Annotated in this window: 20 protein-coding genes and 1 tRNA gene; 11 read left to right on the forward strand and 10 right to left on the reverse strand. The window is 63.3% G+C overall.

What is annotated here, in order from left to right:
* Positions 1–100: 100 nt before the first annotated feature.
* The 6 genes from INF35_RS08570 (at position 101) to INF35_RS08595 (ending at position 6,747) form a co-directional block, all read left to right on the forward strand.
* Entirely contained in the window at positions 101–898 is a 798-nt protein-coding gene (locus INF35_RS08570; protein ID WP_193501502.1) for a glycosyltransferase family 2 protein, read from the forward strand.
* 503 nt (positions 899–1,401) lie between these two features.
* Positions 1,402–2,436: an NAD-dependent epimerase/dehydratase family protein gene (locus INF35_RS08575; protein ID WP_193501503.1), complete on the forward strand. Its 1,035-nt coding sequence runs from the start codon at positions 1,402–1,404 to the stop codon at positions 2,434–2,436.
* Between the two features lie 9 nt (positions 2,437–2,445).
* Positions 2,446–3,201, forward strand: coding sequence for a glycosyltransferase family protein (locus tag INF35_RS08580; protein WP_193501505.1), 756 nt, complete (start codon positions 2,446–2,448; stop codon positions 3,199–3,201).
* On the forward strand, positions 3,198–5,135 hold the full coding sequence (locus INF35_RS08585) for a lysylphosphatidylglycerol synthase transmembrane domain-containing protein (RefSeq protein WP_193501507.1): 1,938 nt from the start codon (positions 3,198–3,200) through the stop codon (positions 5,133–5,135). Before INF35_RS08580 ends, INF35_RS08585 begins: the two co-directional genes overlap by 4 nt.
* 13 nt (positions 5,136–5,148) lie before the next feature.
* Entirely contained in the window at positions 5,149–5,721 is a 573-nt protein-coding gene (locus tag INF35_RS08590) for an HAD family hydrolase (RefSeq protein ID WP_193501509.1), read from the forward strand.
* Positions 5,722–5,934: 213 nt separating this feature from the next.
* Complete coding sequence (locus INF35_RS08595; protein ID WP_193501511.1) at positions 5,935–6,747, forward strand: hypothetical protein; 813 nt, start codon at positions 5,935–5,937, stop codon at positions 6,745–6,747.
* Positions 6,748–6,898: 151 nt separating this feature from the next.
* Here the strand turns inward: INF35_RS08595 and INF35_RS08600 are convergent.
* A tRNA-Val gene (locus INF35_RS08600) sits at positions 6,899–6,974 on the reverse strand.
* Between the two features lie 163 nt (positions 6,975–7,137).
* Positions 7,138–8,322, reverse strand: coding sequence for a DEAD/DEAH box helicase (locus INF35_RS08605; protein ID WP_193501513.1), 1,185 nt, complete (start codon positions 8,320–8,322; stop codon positions 7,138–7,140).
* Between the two features lie 285 nt (positions 8,323–8,607).
* On the opposite strand from INF35_RS08605, the gene INF35_RS08610 reads away from it, so the two are divergent.
* Positions 8,608–9,198 carry an RICIN domain-containing protein gene (locus INF35_RS08610; RefSeq protein ID WP_193501514.1) on the forward strand — a complete coding sequence of 197 codons (591 nt, stop codon included), beginning with the start codon at positions 8,608–8,610 and terminating at the stop codon, positions 9,196–9,198.
* A 72-nt stretch (positions 9,199–9,270) separates the two neighbouring features.
* Here the strand turns inward: INF35_RS08610 and INF35_RS08615 are convergent, their stop codons facing one another.
* The 8 genes from INF35_RS08615 to INF35_RS08650 form a co-directional block, all read right to left on the reverse strand.
* On the reverse strand, positions 9,271–11,529 hold the full coding sequence (locus INF35_RS08615; protein WP_193501515.1) for a hypothetical protein: 2,259 nt from the start codon (positions 11,527–11,529) through the stop codon (positions 9,271–9,273).
* Complete coding sequence (locus INF35_RS13825; protein WP_193501516.1) at positions 11,526–12,932, reverse strand: sensor histidine kinase; 1,407 nt, start codon at positions 12,930–12,932, stop codon at positions 11,526–11,528. The genes INF35_RS08615 and INF35_RS13825 overlap by 4 nt, the downstream gene beginning before the upstream one ends.
* A complete protein-coding gene (locus INF35_RS08625) occupies positions 12,929–13,594 on the reverse strand; it encodes a response regulator transcription factor (protein WP_193501517.1) in 666 nt (221 codons plus the stop codon). The genes INF35_RS13825 and INF35_RS08625 overlap by 4 nt, the downstream gene beginning before the upstream one ends.
* 268 nt (positions 13,595–13,862) lie before the next feature.
* Positions 13,863–15,185, reverse strand: coding sequence for a hypothetical protein (locus INF35_RS08630; protein WP_193501518.1), 1,323 nt, complete (start codon positions 15,183–15,185; stop codon positions 13,863–13,865).
* Positions 15,186–15,211: 26 nt separating this feature from the next.
* Positions 15,212–16,480 (reverse strand): cupin domain-containing protein, encoded by a 1,269-nt coding sequence (locus INF35_RS08635; RefSeq protein WP_193501519.1) that lies wholly within the window; start codon positions 16,478–16,480, stop codon positions 15,212–15,214.
* 116 nt (positions 16,481–16,596) lie between these two features.
* The gene (locus INF35_RS08640) at positions 16,597–17,349 is read right to left on the reverse strand and encodes a hypothetical protein (RefSeq protein WP_193501520.1); all 753 of its coding nucleotides are present in this window, start codon (positions 17,347–17,349) and stop codon (positions 16,597–16,599) included.
* Positions 17,337–18,782 (reverse strand): sensor histidine kinase, encoded by a 1,446-nt coding sequence (locus tag INF35_RS08645; RefSeq protein WP_193501522.1) that lies wholly within the window; start codon positions 18,780–18,782, stop codon positions 17,337–17,339. The genes INF35_RS08640 and INF35_RS08645 overlap by 13 nt, the downstream gene beginning before the upstream one ends.
* Positions 18,779–19,438, reverse strand: coding sequence for a response regulator transcription factor (locus tag INF35_RS08650; RefSeq protein WP_193501524.1), 660 nt, complete (start codon positions 19,436–19,438; stop codon positions 18,779–18,781). Before INF35_RS08650 ends, INF35_RS08645 begins: the two co-directional genes overlap by 4 nt.
* 293 nt (positions 19,439–19,731) lie before the next feature.
* Here INF35_RS08650 and INF35_RS08655 point away from each other — a divergent pair, with 293 nt between their 5' ends.
* The 4 genes from INF35_RS08655 to INF35_RS08670 all read left to right on the forward strand — a co-directional run bounded on the left by INF35_RS08655 (position 19,732) and on the right by INF35_RS08670 (position 23,301).
* Positions 19,732–19,983 (forward strand): hypothetical protein, encoded by a 252-nt coding sequence (locus INF35_RS08655; protein WP_193501526.1) that lies wholly within the window; start codon positions 19,732–19,734, stop codon positions 19,981–19,983.
* Positions 19,984–20,132: 149 nt separating this feature from the next.
* Positions 20,133–20,663, forward strand: a complete 531-nt coding sequence (locus tag INF35_RS08660) for a DUF4234 domain-containing protein (RefSeq protein WP_193501528.1) — start codon at positions 20,133–20,135, stop codon at positions 20,661–20,663.
* Between the two features lie 451 nt (positions 20,664–21,114).
* On the forward strand, positions 21,115–22,422 hold the full coding sequence (locus INF35_RS08665; protein ID WP_207728285.1) for a TrkH family potassium uptake protein: 1,308 nt from the start codon (positions 21,115–21,117) through the stop codon (positions 22,420–22,422).
* A gap of 198 nt (positions 22,423–22,620) precedes the next feature.
* The gene (locus INF35_RS08670) at positions 22,621–23,301 is read left to right on the forward strand and encodes a potassium channel family protein (protein WP_193501530.1); all 681 of its coding nucleotides are present in this window, start codon (positions 22,621–22,623) and stop codon (positions 23,299–23,301) included.
* Positions 23,302–23,690 lie beyond the last annotated feature (389 nt).

Here is a 23,690-nt window from a genome sequence, read left to right on the forward strand (position 1 = left end):
GATTTTTGTGCGCTGACAAACGGGGCGGGATGTGGTATCATATAGGGGATTGGGGGAGTTTTTGCCGCCCCCGGAAGCTGACAAAGGGAGGCATCCTGTTTTGCCAAAGAAATTTCTGATTTTTATCCCGGCCTATAACTGTGAGCACCAGGTGCCCCGGGTGCTGGACCAGCTGCTGGACCCCAGGGTCCAGACCTTTGCGGGGGAGTGCATTGTGGTGAACAACCGCTCCACCGACGGCACTGAGGAGGCGGTAAAGGCCTGGATGGCCGCCCACCCCCAGGCCCCGGTGCGCCTTTTGCGCAACGACCAGAACTACGGCCTGGGCGGCAGCCATAAGGTGGCCTTCGGGTATGCCATGGACCACGGATACGACTATCTGGTGGTGCTCCACGGGGACGACCAGGGGGACGTGCGGGACCTGTGCCCGCTGGTGGAATCCGGCGAATATGAGAAATACGACTGCTGTCTGGGGTCCCGGTTCATGCGGGGCAGCCGCATCCAAGGGTACAGCGCCCTGCGGATCTTCGGCAACTACGGGTTCAACTGGCTGTTCAGCCTGGTGACGCTGCACAAGATCACCGACCTGGGCAGCGGGCTCAACCTGTACCGGGTGGAATCCCTGAAAAACCGGTACTATATCAAGTTCCCGGATACCCTCTACTTCAACGACTGCATGATCCTGGCCCAGTGCCATTACAAGCAGAAGATGCTGTTCTTCCCCATCAGCTGGCGGGAGGAGGACCAGGTGTCCAACACCAAGCTGACCAGCTTTGCCATGAGCCTGCTGCGCATGTGCGGCCAGTACCTGACCGGCCACAAAAAGTTTGTGGAACAGGAAATGCGCACCAAAATCATCGACGACTACAGCTACCAGGTGGTGGCGTCCAATCTGTGAGAGGATGCAACCTTGCCATCAGGCGGGGTATGAAAAAGGCTGGATATCAGAGAAAAAGCGAAAAACCTTTCCCCAGGCGGCGGTCTGCGGGAGCGGACCGCCGCACAAATCCGGGAGGCCGGGTGACCGTTTATCTTGTGATGCACGGGGCACGACCCATAGACCGGTCATCTCAAGTTGCAGGAGGCAATTCTCGGCCGACCCACACTGTGCCCCGGGGTTTCTTAAGGGGCCCGCAGGCCCCTTAAGCCGTGCCCCCCGCCTCGGAACTAGGGGCGCCTTTCTTGCTTACTTCTTTCGGCGGCGAAAGAAGTAAGGCCACGGAAAAGCTGCCGCCCGCCCGAAGCGTCGTACTATAAAGACACAACGGGTTACCAAACAAAAATCTTAAATCTAACGGGCCTGCAAACCGCCGCCCGTTCGCCCATAAAGAATCACACCAATAATCAAAAACCATCCAATCACCCAAACAGATACAACCACCCCAAAAGGAGGATTTTCCCATGAAAGTATTGGTCACCGGCGCTGCCGGCTTCATCGGCGGTCAGCTCTGCCACGCCCTGTGGAAGCGGGGGGACACCGTCATCGGCATCGACAACTTCTCTTACGGCAACCTGGATAACCTCCACTTCGACGACCACGATTTCGCCGCCGACGTGCTGCATATGGACATCCGCGACCGGGAAAAACTCCCCGCCCTCTTTGAGCAGGAACACTTCGACGTGGTGTACAACATTGCCGGTATCGCGCCCCTGCCCGACTGCCAGAGCGACCCGGTGGAGGCTGTCTCGGTGAACACCATGGGCCTCGTCAACCTGCTGGAACTCTGCCGCCGCACCGGCGTCAAGCATCTGGTGCAGGCCTCCACCAACGCCATGTACGAAAACGAGACCGAGTTCCCCACCGTGGAGGACAAGTTCAATCCCCCCACCCTCATCTACCCCAACACCAAATACTGCGCCGAGCAGTTCTGCCGCAGCTTTGCCACCACCTACAACATGAACGTCACCTGCCTGCGGTTTGCCAACGTCTACGGTCCTCACATCGACTGCCTGCGCAAACAGCCTCCCTTCGTGGGCTATATGATCCGGGAACTGTACTATGACCGCGTCCCCGAATTCCACTCCGACGGCAACCAGCGCCGGGACTATATCTATGTGGACGACCTCATCGACCTGGCTCTGCGGGTCACCGACCGCAAGAGCTTCGACGCCGTCAACGTGTCCAGCAACACCAACTACTCGGTGCGGGAACTGTACGCCATCGCCTGCCGCCTGATGCACAAGGACATCCCGGCCAAATACTGGGATACCGCCCACTACTGGTCCAAGTACCCCGAACTGTACGGCGGCGCCTACGGCATCCGCCCGGAAATCCTCGACCACGAGGTCAACAAGTATTCCCTGTGCGACAACACCCACGCCAAAGAACTGTACGGCTGGCAGCCCCAGGTCTCCATTGAGGAAGGCCTGGCCCGGGTCATTGAGAACGAGTGCGCCATGCTGGCCGTCCGGGACGCCGCAGCCGCAAAGGAGTGATTTTGCCCCATGTCCAAGCTACACCTTGTCATGCCCATGGCCGGGCGGGGCAGCCGCTTTTTTGAAAACGGCTTCGTCTGCCCCAAACCCCTCATCGAGATCCACGGCAAGCCCTTTTTCTACTGGGCGGCCCGGAGCATTGCCAAAAACATCGACCTGGACGGCATCACCTTTGTGGTGCTGAAGGAACATCTGAAAGACTTCGACCTGGAACGCCGCATCCGGGCATACTGGCCCGACGCCCGAATTGTCGCCCTGGACGACGTGACTCCCGGGGCAGCGGTCACCTGCCGGGAAGGCTGCCAGGACCTGCCCGACGAGGTGCCGGTGCTCTTCAACGACTGCGACCACCTCTTCCTCTGCTCCGCCTTTGACGAGTTCTGCCGGGCAGGCCACTTTGCCGACGGCCCCGACGGCGCCCTTCTGACCTTTGCCTCCGACTCCCCCGCCTACAGCTATCTGCAGTACGGGGAGGACGGTCTCGTCCGCCGCACAGTGGAAAAAGAAGTGGTCAGCCACGACGCCATCTGCGGGGCCTACTACTTCAAAGACAAGGCCACCTACCTGGAAGCCTGCGCCAAGTATCTCACCGTCTGCCAGTACAAGGAGTTCTTTGTCTCCGGCGTCTACAACGTGCTGGCCGGGGAGGGCAAAGTTGTCCGCGGCTTTGCCACCGACCTGCACCTGCCCTTCGGTACCCCCGCCGAGTACGCCCTGGCGGAACAGCCCGAAAACGCCGCCGGCTTTGAGGCGCTGGACCAATGACCGCTGTGTTGTTATTGCTGGCATCGGTGGTGCTGCTGCTTTTGGGGCATCTCTTCCGCATTCTGCGGTGGGAGCAGTTCATCCGCATCTATGAGCGGCCCATGCGGGGGGCCATGCTGCGGGGTCTGGCAGGGGGCTATGCCGTCAACTTCCTTTTGCCCTTTCACATCGGCGACCTGTTCCGGGCCTGGTTCACCGGCCGCAAGATGAAAAACGGGGTGGGCTTTGCCCTGGCCACCGTCATCATGGACCGGTTTCTGGATGTCTGGCTGGTGACGCTGCTCTTCGGCGTGTTCCGGCTGTCCGGCGCCCCGGGCATTGAGGACGAAACCCACTATTACCTGGCCTTCTCCGCCGCCCTGGCCGTGGCCCTGGTGCTGGTCATCCGGCTGCGGGGCCCCATCAAGCGGCTGTGCCTGAAGGTCTGCGGTATCTTTAACGACACCCTCAAGCTGGACGGCCTAGTGTTTTGCTGGAGCCTCATCAACACCTTCAAGGACCTGGGCCGGGTGCGGCTGTCCCGTCTGGCCGTGAATACTGGCCTCATGTGGGCCTCCTATCTGGCCTCCTACCGGGTGCTGGCGGAGGGCCTCTCCCAACTGGGGGCCGATTTCGGCATGGTGGAGGTGTTCACCATGCTCTTCGGCCGGGACGCCGTGGACGTGACCAGCTTTTCCCTGACAGGGCAGCTCCACGACAGCGCCCCCCTTGCCCAGGGCATGATGCTGGCCTGGTACATTCTGCCCCTTCTCGTCATGTGGGCGGTGACCCTGCTGCCCGACAAAATGCGCAGCGGCATCAACCACGCGGCGGCGGCCGCTGCCCCCGAGCCCTCCGACGAGGACGACTACCTGAACCTGCTGCCCCAGGTGGACCCCCGGGACCGCAGCGCCTTTTTGAGCCAGTATTTCGGCTTGCAGAACAAGCCCTTTGTGGAGCAATTTTTGCGCATCAACCGAGGGGTCACCATTCTGGAGGACCACTCGGCGGGGTCCAACGCCACCACCATGCTGTGCATGGACCATTCGGGGACTTTCTGGCGCAAGTACGCCTTCGGGGCGGACGGGGACAAGCTGGCGGTGCAGCTGGAATGGCTCCGCGCCCAGGAAGGCCGCCTGCCCCTGTGCAACATCCTGCGGGGAGAGGCCGAGCCGGGCTGCTGCTGGTATGACATGGAATACTCCGCCCAGGCGGTGAGCATGTTCCGCTACCTCCACTCCAACCCGGTGGAAAAGAGCGCCGCCATCCTGCGGGATGTGCTGGCCACTCTGGACAAAACCCTCTACACTCCCGCAAAGTCCGCCGACCCCGCCGCCCTGGCGGAATACCTGGACAAAAAGGTGGACGGCAATCTGGCCCGCATCCGGGAGGCCCGGGGCCTGCGGGAGCTGTGCGAGTACGACCGGGTGTGGATCAACGGCGCGCCCTATCTGGGCCTGCCCGCCCTGGGCCGCCTCTTTGACCGGACCTACCTGACCGAACTGTTTGCCGACGACCCCATCGCCACCATTCACGGCGACCTGACGCTGGAAAACATCATCTGCCGCACGGGGGCGGATACCTGGTATCTCATCGACCCCAACACCGGCAACCTGCACGAAAGCCCCTTCCTGGATTACGGCAAGTTGCTGCAAAGCCTCCACGGCGGCTACGAGTTCATGATGATGACCCCCCGGGTGTCGGTGCACGAGAACCGCATTGAGTTCACCTTTACCCGGTCCGCCGCCTACGACGCCCTGTTTGCCGAGGTGCGCGCCTATCTGGAAAGCCGGTACACCCCCCGGCAGGTGGAGAGCATCTTCCTGCATGAGCTCATCCACTGGCTGCGGCTCATGCCCTACAAGATCTCCAAGGACCGCAAGCGGGCGCCCATGTTCTTTGCGGGGCTTCTGATGGTGGCCAACGACATTGCCCGGTGGTATCCCCACGATTGAACGAGGTATTTTCATGGAACACAGACCCTATACCGCCGTGCTGGTGGACCTGGACGGCACCCTCTTTGACACGGTGACGGTGAACGCCGCCAGCTACCGCCGCGCCCTGGAGGAAGTAGGCTTTACCGTCACCGACGAATACTACGCCAAATGCTGCAACGGCGGGCATTACAAGAGTTTTCTGCCCCCGCTCATGGGCGGCGACCCCGACCCGGCCCTGCTGGAACGGGTCCACGACCGGAAAAAGGAGCTCTACTCCGCCTGCCTGGGGGCGGCCCGGAAAAACGAGGCTCTTTTTGCCCTGCTGGCCGCCATGCGCCCCACCGCCCGGCTGGGGCTGGTCACCACCGGCAGCCGGCAGAACGCCACCGAGATTCTGGACTATTTCGGCTGCCGGGACTGGTTTGAGGTGATTTTGACCTCGGAGGATGTGGAGCACAACAAACCCGACCCCGAGGGGTATCTCCGGGCTATGGAGCTTCTGGGCGCCACGCCGGAGACTACCATGATCTTTGAGGATTCCTCCACCGGCCTTGCCGCTGCCCGTGCCACCGGCGCGGCGGTGTTTGTGGCGGACCGGTTCTGATTTCATCCGGCAGGAGGCAGGCATCCCGGGAGATTCTTTCCCGCGGGATGCCTGCCCCTTTTCTTTTCCGGCTGCCAGACTTTGCCGTATCGGTAACATTTTGATGCCAAAACCTTGGGATTCGCGGTGTTTCGGTTGATTTTTGGCCCGTTGTCGGTATAATGGATATGTTGTCCATCACACACAAGATGTACACCAAAAGGAGAAATTATCATGAAAAAGCTGATTTCCGCTGCCCTGGCGCTGGGCATGGCCCTGTCTCTGGCCGCCTGCGCAGGCAATACTTCCTCCACTTCCGAGAGCCAGTCCACCGCTGAGGAGTCCTCCTCCGTGGCCACCGACAGCTCCGAGGCTGCTTCCACCGAGACCGCTTCCGGCGAGGTGCTGAGCTACGACGAGTACATGGCTGCCGATGTGGACACCCAGGTCACCGTGGAAGCTTACGTTCAGGCCAAGCAGTCCTGGTGGGAGGACAAGGCTACCGTCTATGCTCAGGATGAGGACGGCGCCTACTTCTTCTACGACATGGCCTGCTCTGAGGAAGACTACGAAAAGCTGACCCCAGGCACCTGCATCCGCGTCACCGGCTACAAGAGCGAGTGGTCCGGCGAGATCGAGCTGATGGAAGCCACCTTCGAGTTTGTGGAGGACGCCGATTCCTTCATCGCCACCCCGCTGGATGTCACCGACCTGCTGGGCACCGAGGAACTCGCCGACCATCAGAACCAGCTGGTCACCTTCACCGGCCTGACCGTTGCGCCCATCACCGACGCCGACGGCAACGAGCATGCCTTCCTGTACAATTCCGACGGCTCCGGCGAGGACGGCGACGACCTGTACTTCAAGGTCTCCTACAACGGCGAGACCTACACCTTCACCGTGGAGAGCTACCTCTGCGACAGCACCACCGACGTCTACGCCGCCGTCGAGAACCTGCAGATTGGCCAGACCATTGACGCCGAGGGCTTCCTCTACTGGTACGAGGGCGTCAACCCCCACATCACCTCTGTGACTGTGGCGGAGTAATGCCCTGCCGGGTTTCCGGTGTGCAAACTGAACTTACGCAAAAGGACCTCCTGCCCAAAGGCAGGAGGTTCTTTTTGCTGCGCAGGGCCGGCGGTTTTGTCCGGTCCCGCCCGAAACAAAAAAATGACCGGTTCCGAAGAACCGGTCTGTTTGGTGGACGGTACAGGACTCGAACCTGTGACCTCCTGCACGTCAAGCAGATGCTCTACCAGCTGAGCTAACCGTCCATTTGTCTTGCGACTTTGTTATTATATCAAACCTGTACCCAAAAATCAAGCCTTTTTGCAAAAAAAATCTCCCGGAGCCAAATCTTTTTTCGGCCTCGGGAGTTTTTGTAGGAAAATCGCGGCTTTTGCGGCGGCGGGGCGGCACAAAGCCGGGCGGCAAGCATCAGAAGTAGCTGCGGATCTGGAACTTGTCCTCCTTCTTCTGCTCCTCCACCACCAGTTTTTCGTGGTTGAAGTCAAAGTGGACGCTGCGGCAGTCGTCGGTGTTGCGGGTCAGGCGCAGCAGGGTGTCCACCCGCTTGGTCTCCTCCCTGGTGTAGAAGAGATAGCTGGCGCCCTCCCGCCGGGCACGGCCGGTGCGGCCGATGCGATGGGTGTAGTGCTCGTTCTCCTCGGGGACATCGTAGTTGATGACGGCGTCCACATCGGAGACATCAATGCCCCGGGCCGCCACGTCGGTGGCCACCAGCACCGCGATCTCCCCCGCCTTGAACCGGGTCATGATGCGGTTGCGCTCCGCCTGGGACAAATCCCCGTGGAGGCAGTCCACATTGAAGTTGAGCCGCGCCAGCTGATTGGCCAGCATGCCGGTGTTGTACTTGGTGTTGCAGAAGACCATCACCCGCTTGTAGCCCTCGGAGATGATGATCTGGGCCAGGTCGGCCAGCTTGTCCCGGCCGGTGGTCAAAAGCTTGTACTGGGCGATCTTGGGCATGCTCTCCAGCATGGGCTGGACATCCACCTCGGCGGCGTTTTTCTGATACAGCCAGCCGATGTCCAGCACCTCCCGGCTGATGGTGGCCGAGAACATGGACAAACTCTTGCGGTGCTTCATCAGGTCGATGATGTGCCGCACATCCTTGTAAAAGCCCATGTTCAGCATCTCGTCGGCCTCATCCAGCACCACCGTCTCCACCTCGCTCAGGTCAATGGCGTGGTGGCGGTAATGGTCCATCAGACGGCCGGGAGTGGCCACCACGATCTGGCAGCCCGCCTTGAGCTGTTTCTGCTGCTTTTCCAGCCCGGCGCCGCCATAGACGCAGACGATGCGCACCCCCTCCATGAACTGGGCCAGGGCCTGCAGGTCGGAGGCGATCTGCTGGGCCAGCTCCCGGGTGGGGCTGAGGATGACCGCCTGGGGCTTTTTGCGTCCGGTGTCGATGCCGGACAGGATGGGAATGCCGAAGGCCACCGTCTTGCCGGTGCCGGTGGGGGCCTTGGCGATCATGTCGTGGCCTTCCATCATGAGGGGAATGGCCTTTTGCTGGATCTCGGTCATCTCGGTAAAGCCCATCTCCCGGGTGGCGCGCAGGATCTCGGGGCGCAGGGATAATTCACTGAACTGCATAAGCCGTCTGTCTGCCTTTCCTTACGGGCGGCCCTGCCCCCGCGCACAAATGGGGGAAAACCGCCTGCTGTCATCAAAATTCTGTCATCTGAAAAACATTATACCAACATTCCCCCGGCAGGGCAAGCGGCCTTTGCGCGGGATATACAAGGCCGACCGTCAAATTTTGGCAAAACTGCGCGTTGGTGAAATGTTATAATGAAACCAGATACATACGCGGGGGAATTGTCCTGACAAAACCGCGCAAAACCGCCCGGCAATGCCGCGGCAAAGGAGGCATCACACATGAGAAAATCCGCACAAACCGTCATCCGGGAAGGAGCTTATTACACCATCGCAGCGGCCAACGGCCGCGTGCTGGAAGTGGCTGACTTCAACACCGAAAACGGCGCGTCTGTGCGCCTTTGGAGTTATGAGGGCCAGCCCTGGCAGCAGTGGTCCTTTGAGGTGGCCGCCGACGGTCAGTACCGCATCCGCAACCGCTTTACCGGCAAGGTCATGGACCTGGCCATGGGCGGTGTGGCCAACGGCACCTGGGTCCACCAGTGGTCGATGACATCGGGGGCCAGCCAGCGCTGGCAGGTGGTTCCCGCGTCCAACGGCTGCGTCAAGCTGCGCAATGTTCTGGCCGACAAGGTCATTGATCTGGTGGGCATGCGGGTGGACAACGGCACCCAGGCCCAGATCTGGCAGGATGTCTTTGGAGAAAACCAGCTGTGGCGCATCGATCCGGTGCCCGACAAGCTGCTCCAGAAAGAACCCGCCGCTCCCGTGGTGACCCGTGCCCCCAAGAGCACCCGCATCCAGACCGGCACCGGTTCCCGGGCCAAAAAGGCCGCCGGCAAGGCAGCCGCCCGGGCCCGCAAGGCCAAGTAAGGCCGCGCTGTTCTCCCTGTTTTTCTGCACAAAAGAGCCTTTCCCCCAGTGTGGGGGAAAGGCTCTTGCTGTTTATGGGGCATCGGCCCACCGCAGAGGCTGGAAGGCCTCCAGGCTGGTTTGCAGGGCCTCCGCCGGGCCGATGAGATAGGCGCCCTCGCCGGGGGTGAGCCGGTTTTCCGCCACCACCCGGCCATCCCCGGTCATGGCCCGCACCACGCAGCCGCCGGGCAGCACGCTGTAGCTGTATTTTCCCGTGGTGGGGTCGTAGAAAATCACCGTGTCGTCATACCAGAACTGCACCCAGGGCAGGCCGCAGTCGGGCGCCATGTGGGAGCCCATGTCGGCATCGCCCCCCAGCACCCGCTCCATCAGAAGGTCCGGCAGGTTGGTCTCCTCCTCAACTCCGGTGCGCAGGTCCACCATGTTCACACGGCACGCGCCGCCTGTGGAGATTCCCACAGTGACCAGTTTGTCCCGGGCGGAAAACAGGCCGGACCACTGGGGATACAGCTCGAAATAGTTTCCTGTGGAGACGGCGCGCCGCTCCCCTGTGGCCGGGTCCACCAGCTCATAGCAGGACAGGTCCGTAGTCTCCCCCGCCGTGCCCAGAGCCTGGCTCCAGTAATGGAGGATATCCATGGGGTCCACCGTCCGACGCACCACCAGGCAGCCCCCGTAACAGCCCAGCACCTCCTCGTACCGGAAAAACTGCGCCGGGCCTTCGGTGATCTGACCGGTGGACACATCGCAGACCAGATAATTGTCCGCCGGTTCCTCGCTGTCCTGATAGATGAGGGACCGGGCAAAATAGGCTTTGGTCCCGTCCACCGCCACACAGTACCAGTTGGAAACACCCACGGGCAGGTCGGCCACCGCCTCCCGGGTCAGGCCGTCGGCGGAAATGCGGTCGATGCCCACCCGCAGGACCTTGCGGATGTTTTCCTCGGTGGGGTCCAGGCCGTTCTGCATCAGGAGGGAGATGGCCGCCTCCGCGCTGTAGACGCCCTGGTTGCCCGAGGAGATCAGATAGACGCTCCCCTCCGCCGCAAACAGTTTGGGGGAGGCATAGATCACTTCCTCCGGGCTTAACCAGGCGGGGCAGTCGGCATTGTCGTGGGTGCAGCCGGGCTTCCGGCAGACACAGCTGTCGGTGCCGGAGGCATAGTCCAGACGCCGCACCTGCCCCGAGCCGTCGGGCAGGGGGCGGATGTAATACCCCTCATCCCCGGTGCTGTACACACCTCCGTTCCACTGGGCGGGCTGTTTCAGGCTTTCCCGGTCCAGCATTTCGTTGGTGATGGCGGAGTCCTCCGCCGGGGAGGCAAAGGTTCCCGCCGCCAGCATCTCGGGGGTGCAGGGCTGCATGTCCAGCCAGAAAACGGCCCTGTCCCCGGTATTCTCATACCAGCAGAGGGCAATGACCTCTCCCCGGGCGCTGTAGAGGCTCACATCCTCCCAGCAGGTGCCGGCGGGCACCGTCCAGTCCCCCAGCCCTTCCAGATCGTTGAGGGCGATCCACTGGTTCAGCACCTGCTGCACATTGGGGGAATAGGCCAGGCCCGGGTCGGTGACCTGGAAAAACAGCTCCACCACCTTGCCGGTGTGGGCCTCCATGGTGATGCCCAGACGGCGGCTGCCGTTCACGTCGCAGGCGATGGACAGAAAGCCCAGGGTATCGCTGGAGCCGGAGAAATTCATTTCCGGTTCGATGCCCTCGGCGGCCATGTCGACGTAAAAGCTCTCCATCCAGGCGTAATCCACAATGCCCAGGGAGGTGTATTCATCAAAGACCTGCTGTACCTTGGGGCTCAGGGTGTAGTCTATGGGCAGGCTTCCGGTGGAGTCGTAGCTCTGATAGTAAAAGCCCCCCTGGCCGTTGTCCCCCTCCATGTTGCTGGCATAATTGGCGTCCCGGCGCTCATGGAGCATGCGCACCAGATAGTAGTCGCTGCCCTTGGGGGTAAGGGACTGATACCCGCCCCCCGTCTGTTCCCGGTTGGAAAAGAAGGCGGTGTCGGTGAGGGCAAACATGGCCGAGGGCGCCAGCATCCCCAGAAGGATGACCAGGGCGCACCCCACTGCCCAGAAGGGGAATCTCCGGCGGGTGGTGTCGTCCTCCTCCACCGGCTCCCGCAGCAGCGACCAGTCCAGGTCGGTGTCCCGGGCGGTGGTTTCCTCCCCGGGGGTGGTATTTGCCGGGGTGCGGGGCCCGGGATTTTCCGCATGTTCCGGGGTTCCGGCCGCCTCGGGGTTTTCCGGGGCCGGGGCGGCGGGGTTGGGGTCAGACTTTTTGCCGCCGGGGCGGGCTGCTTTATGGGGGAAGATCACGGGGTATCACCTCCTTGGGACGGGATGGAGTTCAGGGTCACGGTGACGCAGGTGCCCCGGCCCTCCCGACTCTGGATGCGCAGTTCGGTGCCGTGGGCCCGGGCAATGCTGCTGCACAGGGCCAGGCCCAGACCGCTGCCGCCGCTTTTGCGGGCGCGGGACTTGTCCACCATGTAAAAGGGTTCGGTCACCCGGCTGACGGCCTGGGAGGGGATGCCGATACCGGCGTCCGCTACCCCCAGCAGGATGGCGCCGTCCCTGCGGGGACGGCACAAAATTTCCACGATCTGGCCCTCATGGCTGGCCTTGACGGCGTTCTGGGTCAGGTTGCAGAGCAGGTCGACGAGCAGGTCGGCGTCCCCCCGCACCGTAAAAGCCCGCCGGGCGGGCATGCGCAGGGTGACGCCCGCCTTGCGGCAGACGGGGGTCATGAGCTTTTCCGCCGCGGCCAGCACACGTTCCAGTTCCACCGGGCCCAGGGTCAGGGCCTCGTCGCTGAGGTGGAGCAGCTGCAGCAGCTTGCGGCTCAGCGATTCCAGCCGCTTTGCCTCGTGGAAGATGGCGTTGGCGGCCTCCTTCTGCTCGTCGGGGTCGCACTGAACGCTGCGCAGCATGTCCGCATAGCCGATGATGCTGGTCATGGGGGTCTTGAGCTCGTGGGTGAAAGCCCCCATAAAGTCGTCCCGCTGCTGCACCGACAGCTCCAGCTGGGCCACCTTGTCCTCCACGGCGGCGGCCATGTGGTCAAAGCTGCGGCTGAGCTGGGCCACCTCGTCATTGCCGGGCACGGCGGTGCGGCGGTCGTAGGCCCCTGCGGCGATCTCCCCGCTGACCTGATTGAGCAGGGCCAGGGGTCGGGTCATACGCCGGCTGAGCAGGGCCGCCACCACCGCCGAGCAGAGCAGCACCACCCCTTCCATGGTGAGGAAGCGCAGCAGGCTGCGGGTGCGGGCGTCGTACAGGGAGGTCACGTCAAACACCGAGAACAGCCGGGCGCCGTCCAGCAGGTCGGAGCAGTAGACGGCGCTGACCGTATCTCCGGTGCGGATGTAACGGAGCTGGGAGGAGCCCATGTCGGCGGGCAGGATGTCCCCGGGCAGCTCCCCCCACACCATCTCATTCTGATACCACAGGGCAAAGGCGCTGCCTTCGGGGGCGGTGGAGGAGAGCTCCTCCACCTGGGCGGCCAGGTCCTCCCCGGTGATGGCGTCCCCCAGGCTGTAGAGGGACAGGATCTCGCTCTCCACGGCGTAGCAGGCCAGAGAATGCTGGGCCTGGTTCTGGGTATCGGCCTCGGCCAGGCGGTCGGCAAAGTCGCCGTACAGCAGGGCGCAGCCCCCCGCCGAGAAGGACACCGCCAGCACCAGCACCATGGCACAGCCCAGTTTCTGGGCAAACTTCACGGAGTCTCCTCCTCCTTTTTCAGGCGGTAGCCCACCTTGTACACCGTCTCGATGCGGTCCTGCCAGCCCAGCTTTTTGCGCAGGCGCTGGATGTGCAGATCCAGGGTGCGGGTCTCGGTCATCTCGCCGCCCCACACCCGCTCATACAGTACATCCCGGTAGAGGGCGGCCCCCCGGTTGCGCATGAGCTGTTCCAGCAGGCCGAACTCCAAGGGCGTCAGGTCGAGAGGTTTGCCCCCTTTGGTCACTGTGCGGGAGACGGTGTCCAGCTCCACGTCGAAGGCGGTGAGCACCCGGCCCCCTTTTCCGGTGCGGCGCAGCACCGTCTCCACCCGGGCCATGAGCTCCTCGATCTCAAAGGGCTTGACCAGGTAGTCGTCCGCCCCCAGGCGCAGCCCCTGCACCCGGTCCTTGAGGGCGCTTTTGGCCGTGATGAAGATGACCGGCGTGCCCATGGGGCGCAGGTATTCCAGCAGGGCGTAGCCGTCCAGCCCCGGCAGCATGATGTCCAAAAGTGCCAGGTCAAAGCTGTTCTGCTCGATGCAGTTGGCGGCCTCCATGCCGTCGTTGAGGACGGTACAGGAATACCCCGCGCGGGACAGGCTCATCTGGATCAGACGCGCGATATTGGTTTCATCCTCAACGATCAGAATACGGTTCATGGCGGGGCGGCTCCTTTCCTCTTTCCGGGTGTTGACTGGGTTCGGGCAATGGATTTCCAGTCAGAGCATATCACCAAGTTGTATCCGGGTTGTAACATTTCGGTCCGGATCGCCGGGGCCGGGCCCCCCTGCAATCCCTATTTCTTTTCTATTATATCCCATAAGTCCCGCCCGCGCAAAAAAGCCCCGCCGGCTTCTCTCTGCTGGCGGGGTGTGTATTGGAACATCCGGAGATTTGCCCGGAAGGGGAAGGCTGATAAAAGGGGGTTCAGGCGGTCTGCACGTCCCGGTAGGCGGGGGTGTCGGAGAGGAAGTCGGCGTCGTCGATCATGGCCCAGCGCTCGCTCACATCGGTACCCACAAAGGTCATGCCGTCGGAGCCCACCGACACCGCGTCCTCCATCCGCTGCTCGTAGCAGACCAGCACGGCGCCGCCGCCCTGGCCCAGCATGCGGATGCCCCGGACATGGCCGTTGGACAGGTAGTTGAGCTTGAGCTCGGCGGCGGTGCCGTCGGCAGGGTCGATGGCCGCCCGGCGGTCATCCCCCTCCAGGGTGGTCACATCGGCAATGAGCCTGCCTCCCACCATGCCCCGGATGGTGACGGTGTAGATCTCCTCCGCTCCCAGTTCAAAGGGCCAGGCCACCGGGGTGGTGGCGGTCTTGCCGTCGGCGGGGTCGATGACGGTCAGCTCGCCCAGGCTCTGGTCGGGCAGCAGGTAGAGGGTGCCCTCCACCATGGCCACCGTGCTTCCCGCGCTGCCGATCTGGGAGGTCCAGGAAGTCAGCTCCCGCTCCTCCCCGGTGTCCACGTTCTTGGTATAGACCCGGTGACTGCCCTGCTGGCTGTCCTCCCAGGCGGCCAGGGCGGCGTCGTAGTCCTCCTGGCTCATGCCGTCGGTCTGCTCCGGCATGGGGTCATCCCCCCACTGGAAGGTGTAGAGGACGATCTCCCGCCCGGTGCAGCCCAGAATGCCTGCATCCGAGCCGCTCTGGTAGGGCAGGTCAAAGAGGCGCTGGGCCTCACCTCCCGCCAGGGGCAGCCGGTAGAGGGCGTTGGTGCTGCCCCCCTCGTCGTCCATGGTCTGCTGCTCAAAATAGAGCCAGCTGCCGTCGGTAAGGCGGGGGACCACCTCGTCGGCGGTGGTGTAGAGCGCTTTGGGGTCGGAGCCGTCGCTGCTCCGCAGGGTGAGGGTCATGCCATCCATGCCGTACCCGGCGCAGAGCAGCTTGTCCCCCAGCAGGTAATCGGTCTCGCTGGCCTCGGGATTGATCCAGGCGGTGCAGAAGTCGCTGTCGTGGGTGCAGTTGGGCTTGGCGCACAGCACCGTCCGGGTGGCTGCGGCGTAGTCCACCCAGCAGCGCAGGCTGCGCCCGCCGCCGGTACCGTCGCTCTGATAGATGTTTGTGTAGAGGCCCTTGTCATTGCCGTTGGTGATGAGGGTCAAATCCCCGCCCGCCGGGGCGGCGTCGGAGGCAGTGCCGGCGGGGCTATGGGAGGTCCCGGTGCGGCCGGCAGGGCCGCAGCCCGCCAGAGAGAGGGCCAACAGGGCGGCGGTCAGGCCAGCCAGAGGGCGAAGGGGCTTTCTCATGGTTGAAACTCCTTTCCCGGCGGCGGTCAGCAGACAAATTCGCCGTCAAAGCCCTCCACCGGGGTGATGTCCCGGTAGTTGGGCTGGTTGGTGAGGAAATCCTCCGGGGCGATGAGAGCCAGGCGCACCTTCTCGATGTCCATCTCCCCCACGGTGCCGTCCTCCCGCACTTCGTCCCGGGTGACCATCCGGTTCTCGTACTTGACCAGAAGGCCGTGGCTGCTCTGGGCCAGGATCTGCACCGCCTCGGAATGTCCGTTGCGCACATAGCCCATGGTCAGCTCGGCGGCGGTGCCGTCGGCAGGGTCCACCACCGCCCGGCAGGCGCCGTCCTCCCCGTACTGGTCCACGATGAGCTTGCCCTCCACCTGGGCGGATATGGTGGTCTGGTAGATCTCCCCGCAGCCGCCCCGGCCGAACTCCCATTCCAGAGGCATGCGGGTCTCGCTGCCGGTCCTCACATCCACCTGGACCAGGGTATCCCCCTGGGGGTCATACCAGTAGAGAGTGTCCTCCCCCAGATAGGGGTTGCTGATGACGCCGGAAGGATAGCTCACTTCCAGCAGGGTGCGGGCGGCGCCGGTGTCAATGTTGCAGGCGGTGTATTTCAGGGTGCTGCGGCTGGTGCCGTCGGCCTGTTCCTCACTGCCGTAGCTGGGATAGAGGACTTCCCGGCCCAGGCAGCCCTCCACGTCGTAGGCGTTGAGACTGGTGAGAGGTTCGGGGTCGCCCCCCGCCAGGGGTACCCGGACGATGCTGCCCCCCGGCGCCACCACGCAGTAGAGCCAGGTGCTGTCCGCCAGGGTGGGGACGTTGTTGTCCGCCGTGCGGCAGAGGGTCTTTTCCACCGTGCCGTCCGGTTTGCAGAGGGTGAGGGTGTAGCTGTCCTCGTCCCCGGTGTTGGTGACAATGTGTTCCCCGTCGGGCAGTACCCAGGCCGACCCGCCCCAGATACCCCGCCAGGCGGGGCAGCTCTCGTCGCTGTGGGTGCAGTTGGGCTGGGCGCAGAGCACGGCGGCCCGGGCCTGGGCGTAGTCGATGTAGCCCATGAGCTCGGTGCGGTCCTCGCTGCCCCGGGTCATGTCCATGAGGGAGAGGTAGAAGCCGTCGTCGCTGCCGTGGGAGAGCATCTGCAGGGGGTCTGTGCTCTGGGCCATGTGGGCGTCGGAGGCGGACTCCTGTGTGGCGAGGGGGGAGGCGTCGTCCCCATCCCCCGCCGGGCCGCAGGCCGTCAGGGAGAGGGCGAGGAGGGCGGCCGCCGTCAGGGCTGTGCCGCGGAGAAGGTTCTTTTTCATGGAACAAACCACCTTTCCAGTTGAGAACGCCGTGATCTATCCGCGGCGGTATGGCTACAGCCTACCATGTCCCCTTGTCATTTTTGTTTCACCGGTGCTGATCTTTACAACTGTCCTCAGCTTTTGCCCTTGTCCATCCCCGAAAGGTTGGTCATGGTCAGGCGCAGGCCGGTCTCCTCCACCGCGCAGTAGAGGTAGACCTGGGCTTTGTCCGACCAGGAGGTAAGGCCGTTCTCCATGGCCTCATCCTGCCAGTCGTCCAGGGCGTCCAGGCCCAGGTCCTGCCGCCAGGCATCCAGCATGGCCGCCGGGTCGGCCTGGGGCAGCTGTCCCGACAGATTGAGGGACACCACGCCCCCGGTGGCCGTGTCCCACACGGCGGAGACAAAGCCGCAGTCCGGCCCGCTGCGCCCGGAGGTCCCCGCCCCGGCGGTGATCTGCACCCCCGCAAAGCTGCCGGTCTGCTGGGTCAGGAAGGAGGCGCCCTCCTCCCCCGCAGCGGCGGCATCCAGCACCGGCTGCACCGACTCGGTCATTTCCCGGGGAAGCACCCCTGCCTCCGCCAGATGGGCAAGGCACTGTTCCAGCTGAGGAAGCAGGGAGGCATCCCCCTCCTGCCAGCCGAAGTTGCCGGGCTGCAGCCGGGCGCGGTAGAGATCATACAGGATGGGGATGGCCCTTGCCTGTTCGTCGGGCAGGCCCGCCACAGCGGGACGGGGCAGGGGGCTTTCGGTCAGGGCGGCCTCCTGCCGGGCGCCCAGTACCCCGGGCAGCAGCAGGGAGGCCCCGCACAGCAGGACCACCCCCGCCGTGAGAATCCCCGCGGCGGCTTTTCCCCGGAAATGCTGCAAAAAGATTATGGCTCGCATGGGGCAGCCTCCTCTCCGTCCTTCAGGTCGATGGTGACGCAGGTGCCCGCGCCCGGGGTGCTCTCAATGGCAAGTTTGCTGCCGTGGGCGGCAGCGATGGCCGCACACAGGCTGAGCCCCAGCCCGCTGCCGCCCCGGGCCCGGGTGCGGCTCTTGTCCGCCATGTAAAAGGCCTCGGTGACGTGGGGCAGGTCCTCCGGCGGGATGCCCCGGCCGTTGTCCTGCACGCTCAGCCGCCAGCCGGTCCCCTGCCGCTCACAGCACAGGGTGATGGTGCCCCCGGGGGCGGTGGCCGCTGCGGCGTTGAGGATGAGGTTGCGCACCAGGTCGGCCAGCAGCGCCCGGTTGCCCAGCACCTTTGCCCCGGGGGGACAGTGGCTTTCCAGCCGGACACCTCCCAGGTCGGGCAGGCTGCGCAGGGCATCCCCGAAGATGCCCGCCACGCTCTCGGGCTGGAGGATGGGGGGCGGGCCCTCCTCCACCCCCATGAGGGTGAGCAGTTCCCGGCTGAGATGTTCCAGCCGGGCGGACTCGTGATAAATGTAGTCGGCGGCCAGCTGGCGCACATCGGCAGGCTGTTCCCCGCTGCGCAGCAGGTCGGCATAGCCCAGAATGGCGGTCATGGGGGTCTTGAGCTCGTGGGTGAAGGCCGCCACAAAGCGGGTGCGGCTCTCATTCTGGCGGCGGAGGGCCTCCATGTGGCTCTCCACCGCCCCCGCCATGGTGTTGAAGCCCTGGGCCAGACGGGCGAACTCTCCCCCGCCCGACACTGCCACCCTCCGGTCATACTGCCCCGCCCCGATGTCCCGGCTGGCGGCTTCCAGCTGACGCAGAGGGCGGGTCAGGGCCCAGGCCAGCAGCGCCGCCGCCGTGAGGGCCAGCACCAGCGCCACGCACTCCACCGCCAGATACTGCCGCAGCTGACGGCCATGCTCGGTGAACTCCCGGGTGACATCGTAGCCCCCCACCAGATAAAGACCCTTCTCCGCCCCCTGCTCCATCTGCCCCACACGCTGCAGGGGGGAGGCCAGCAGCAGATAGCGGGCGGTTTTTGTCCCGCAGTAAAGCATGCCCCCGGTGCCCGCCTGCACCGCCTCCCACTGGTCGGCAAAGGTGACCTGGGCGGGCATGTCCGACCAGACCACCACCCCCTCCCCCGTGAGGACGGCAAAGCGGTAGCCCTCGCCGCCCCCCGACAGTTGCAGGGTGCCGGCGTAGTCCTCCACCGCGTCGGCGGCACCGGCCAGGGAGGTGCTGTCCGCCAGCAGGTCCTCCACGGCGTAGCGCTCCCGCATGTGGGCCACGGCGGCATCGGAGGCAGCGGCGTCCAGAGCGGCGGAAAAGTTCTGCCCGATGGTCCAGGCCCCGCCCGCCGACAGGGTCACGCAGAGCAGCAGGGCCACCGCCAGGGTGAGCTTGTGTGCAAAGTTCATGTTTCCCCCTCCAACAGATACCCTACCCCGGACACGGTGCGGATCTTGTCCCCCCAGCCCAGCTTTTTGCGCAGGCGGGAGATGTACAGATCCAGCGCCCGGGGCCCCGTGTCGCTGTCCAGCCCCCATACCCGCTCCAGCAGCACGCTGCGGTAGAGGGCAATGCCCCGGCTCTGCACCAGCACCATGAGCAGGTCGTACTCCTTGGGGGTGAGGTCCACCGGCTGCCCGGCCCGGGTCACCCCCCGGGCAGCCGGGTCGATGGCCACATCCCACAGCCGGATGCTGGCGCTGCGGCGGCCGGTGTGGCGCATGAGGCCGTCCACCCGGGCCAGCAGCTCCTCGGGGGCGAAGGGTTTGACGATGTAGTCGTAGGCCCCCAGGCGCAGACCCTTGACCCGGTCCTCCACACTGGCCCGGGCGCTGAGAAAGATCACCGGTGTGCCGGTGGGGGCGATGTATTCCATCAGGCCGAAGCCGTCGATGCCGGGAAGCATGACATCCAGCAGGATCAGGTCGAACTTCCGGCTTAGGATCAGGTCGGCGGCCTGCTCGCCGCTGTGGGCCTGGACGCAGGTATACTGCATGCGGCGCAGGGTCAGGTCGATGAGGTCGGCGATGGGGCGCTCGTCCTCCACAATGAGCACAGGGTACATGGGCAGGGCTCCTTTCGGCAGGGTTTCCGGGACAGATACTTCTATGGTAATGCCTGCCGTTGTCATTTTTGTTTCAAAGAAGGGCTTTTCAGCCGGTCAGCAATATCGTACAATATTTTTATCCCCCACGCCACCGCGGGGGTTCGGAACGGAAAAATTTTACTTTTCCGCCGTCCCCCGCCGGAACCTGCCGGGGCGGAAGTTTTCCACAGCTCTGTGGAAAACTTTATCCTCTGTCCGCCGTCGTTGTCCGAACTTCCGGCCCTTTGGGATTTTTCAGGGAGGTAGCACCCATGGGCATTGTTTCCCGCTTCTTTTCCCGCCCGTCCCGCCGGGAGGCGGAGGTCCTCTCCCCGCCGGAGGGGCTTTCCGCCGCCGATCTGCGCATTGAGAAGAGCATCTGCACCGGGGAGGCCGTCATCGGTTTTTACCACGCGCCCACCGGGCGGCTGCTGCAGGCGGTGGCCGTGCGCTGCCCCGACGATGTCCGGGCCTACTGCCGCAGCTACGGCTTTGACCCGCCGGAAAATCTGCCCCGGGTGTAGCGGTTTCCTGCCCGGGGGGTCTGCCTGCAAGCCACAAAAAATCAGAAATTATTTGCAGTTGCGCTTTCTTTTCCTGTTGTGTTTGCATACAATATGGGGTATTATAGTAGAAACATGCATTTTATCTGCATTTTTAGGAGGAATCTGTTATGAAACGTTGTACGTCCTGCGGCGCACCCAATCCGGATTCTGCCGGATTCTGCACTTCCTGTGGTGCCCGACTGCCCGCATCCCCCAACCCCGGCGGCGGAGCCTACCAGGGCCGCGGCTCTCAGCAGGGATACAGCAATCCCCAGGGTTACGGCCCTCGTCAGGGCGGCTATGCGCCCAACTATGGCCCTTCCTACGGATACATGATCCAGCCCCGCAGCATCGTGCTGGCCATCGTGCTGTCCATCCTCACCTGCGGCCTTTACGCCATCTACTGGATCATCAAGCTCACCGATGAGATCAATACCCTCTCCGGCAATCCCAATGCCACCAGCGGCGGCATGGTCATTCTGTTCAACATCATCACCTGCGGCATCTACGGCCTGTACTGGGCTTACAAGATGGGCCAGAACTGCAGCATGCTCAACGGGGATACCAGCGGCGGCGCCCTCAACCTGATCCTGGCCATCTTCGGCCTGCAGATCATCAACATGGCCCTGTTCCAGGATACCATCAACCGCCACGTCTGATGCCCCCGTCCTGACCCGGCGCTGTCCCTGCGGAAACGGCGCCGCCTCCCCGGGAGCCTCTGCGGAAGGCTTGCCACAGACAGTTTTTTCAGCGGTCCCTCGCCTTTGCGGCGCGGGGACCGCTTTTTTTGCCGCCGGCTCCCCGTCTTTCCGGACAAAGGGGAAGCTCCGCCCCGGCCTCCCTTTGCCGTGTTCCCCGTCCCGTACCCGCAATTTTTGCGCTGTTCCTGGAGGTATTGTAAAATTTCGTTCCGCTGTACGGACTTTTTGAGCCTTTGACGGCTTACCCTCTGTACATTTTTTGTATTTGTGTTATGATAGACCCGGACGGTCGCTGTCCGGGCGTTGTTTGCGGCGCTTTGGAGAGACTGCCCGCCTTTTTCTTTTCGCTGCGACTACGCCGGTGCGGCGTGCCCCTGCCCGCCGTACCGGAACGAACCAAAAGAGGATTATGAGTACACTGATTGAAGCTGTCAAGCGGCAGCCCCCCGGGCGCATCATCGCCATGGGCTTTGCCGCGGTCATCCTGCTGGGCTCGGCCCTGCTGATGCTGCCCTGCAGCGTCAAGGACGGCGTTACCCTGCGCTATATCGACGCACTGTACACCTCCACCAGCGCCGTCTGCGTCACCGGCCTCATTGCCGTGGATGCGGGCGACACCTTTACTCCCCTGGGCCAGACCATTCTTGCCCTGCTCATCCAGGTGGGCGGTCTGGGCGTCACATCGGTGGGCGCAGGCATTATCATCGCCATGGGCAAGCGCATCGACCTGAAGGGCCGCACCCTGATCCGCGAGGCCTCCAACGTCGATTCCAGCAGCGGCCTGGTCCGGCTGGTCAAGGCCATCCTTTTGACCACCCTGATCTTTGAGCTGGCCGGCGCGGCGCTCAGCTTTCTCGTCTTTGTGCAGGACTACCCGCCCGTCCGGGCGCTGGGCATCAGCCTGTTCCACTCCATCGCCGCCTTCAACAACTCCGGCTTTGACATCCTGGGCAACTTCCAGAACCTGATCCCCTACCGGGACGATTTGCTGCTCAACCTGGTCACCTGCGGGCTGATCTTTTTTGGCGGCATCGGTTTCCTGGTCATCCGGGAAGTATGGCAGAAACGCTTTTGCTGGCGCAAGCTGTCGATGCATTCCCGCGTGGTCATCTCGGTCAGCGTTGTGCTGATCGTGGTGGGCGCGCTGCTGATCAAGCTGACCGAGGATGTGACCTGGCTGGGCGCTTTCTTCCACAGCGTGTCGGCCCGTACCGCCGGTTTCTCGACCTATCCGCTGGGAGAGTTCAACGACACCGGCCTGCTGGTGCTGGCGGTGCTGATGTTCATCGGCGCTTCGCCGGGATCGACCGGCGGCGGCATCAAGACCAGCACCTTCTTTGCGCTGATCCAGGGCATCAAGTCCGCCGCCACCAACAAGAGCGAGAAGGCGTTCCGCTTTGCGGTGCCCAGGGATGCGTTCCGCAAAGCGTCGGTCATCACGCTGCTGGCGCTGTGCGTCGTCATTGTGGGCACCTACCTGATGCTGATCTTTGACCCGCAGGTCACCTCGATGCAGGCGCTGTTCGAGGTCGTCAGCGCCTTTGGCACCGTCGGTCTGTCCACCGGCATCACCGCCGGTTTGTCCGACGCCAGCAAGCTGCTTTCCATCCTGATCATGTATATCGGCCGCCTGGGTCCCCTGACCATCGCCTCGATGTGGTATTTCAGCCATGGCGAGCGCACCCGTTTCCCTGACGGCAACCTGGCCATCGGCTGATTTCCATAAGGAATTCGGAGTTGGGAATTTTGGCGGTCCGCGCACTGCGTGCGCTCAAAATGGCGTAAACTTCAGCAGCCGCCCCCTTTTTTAGGCGGCCGCAGGCCGCCGGGTTACCTGAATTTCTCATTTCTCATTCCTAATTTTCAAAAACGCTTCGCCCCATTCGCCTGTATTTTGGACTGGAGGTCCCCTGTTATGTTCCACAAACGCAAGAAAGAAAAACTCTCCTACGGTATCGTCGGCCTGGGCCGGTTCGGCTATGCGCTGGCGGTGGATCTGGCCCAGTCGGGGGCCGACATCATGGTCATTGACCGGGACGAGGAAAAGGTCCGCGAGCTGCGCGAGTATACCGAGAACGCCCTGGTGGTGAACACCCTGGACAAAAAAAGCCTGATGGAGACCGGCATCCAGAACTGCGACGTCGGCATCGTCTGCATCGGCGAGCATATGGAAAGCTCCATCCTGACCACGCTGAACCTGGTCAGCCTGGGCGTGCCCCAGGTGATCGCCAAGGCCACCAGCGCCGAGCATGGCGAGATCCTGGCCAAGCTGGGCGCCGAGGTCGTCTACCCCGAGCGGGACATGGCCCTGCGCCTGGCCAACCGTCTGGAGACCACCCGCGTGCTGGACTTCATCCAGCTGAGTGAGAGCATCAACATCTCCAAGCTCATCGTGCCGGACAAGTTCGTGGGCAAGACCATTCTGGAGCTGGACATCCGCGCCAAGTTCGGCCTCAACGTCATCGCGGTGGAGAGCGGCGGCAAAGTCACCGACAACATCCGCCCCGACTACTGCTTCCAGCCCAACGACGTGATGATCGTCTCCGGCAGCCGGGACGCCCTGCTGCGTCTGGATGAGTGGGACGAAAACAACTGATACGGGAATTTTCCCCGGTCTTTTACCACGTCGTCCCCCTCTCCCCTTTGCCCATTGAGCCGGTCGCTTTGCGCCTCGCTGCCCACAGGGTTTGGGACGGGGCGCCTGCCTCCCCCCTTCGATGGAGCGGGCCGGGAGAGTTTTCAACATTTTCTCTGAATTTGTGGAAAGTCCGGCCGCCTTTCCGTGCACTTTCTGATAAACGCCCCGGGCGGTCCCTGGTAGCTGTACCATGGGACTGCCCGGGGTTTTGTTTTGCCCTTTTAGGGGCCGGACCCGTCCCCCGGACAGACTGCCTTTGCCGGTATCTTTTTCAACAGTTTTGTTGAAAAAGATAGCAAATCATCGGCTTTCTCCCCGGAGAACCACCCAAACAAAACAAAAGCTCC

This window comes from Gemmiger gallinarum, assembly GCF_014982805.1.
Taxonomy (GTDB): Bacteria; Bacillota; Clostridia; order Oscillospirales; family Ruminococcaceae; genus Gemmiger; species Gemmiger gallinarum.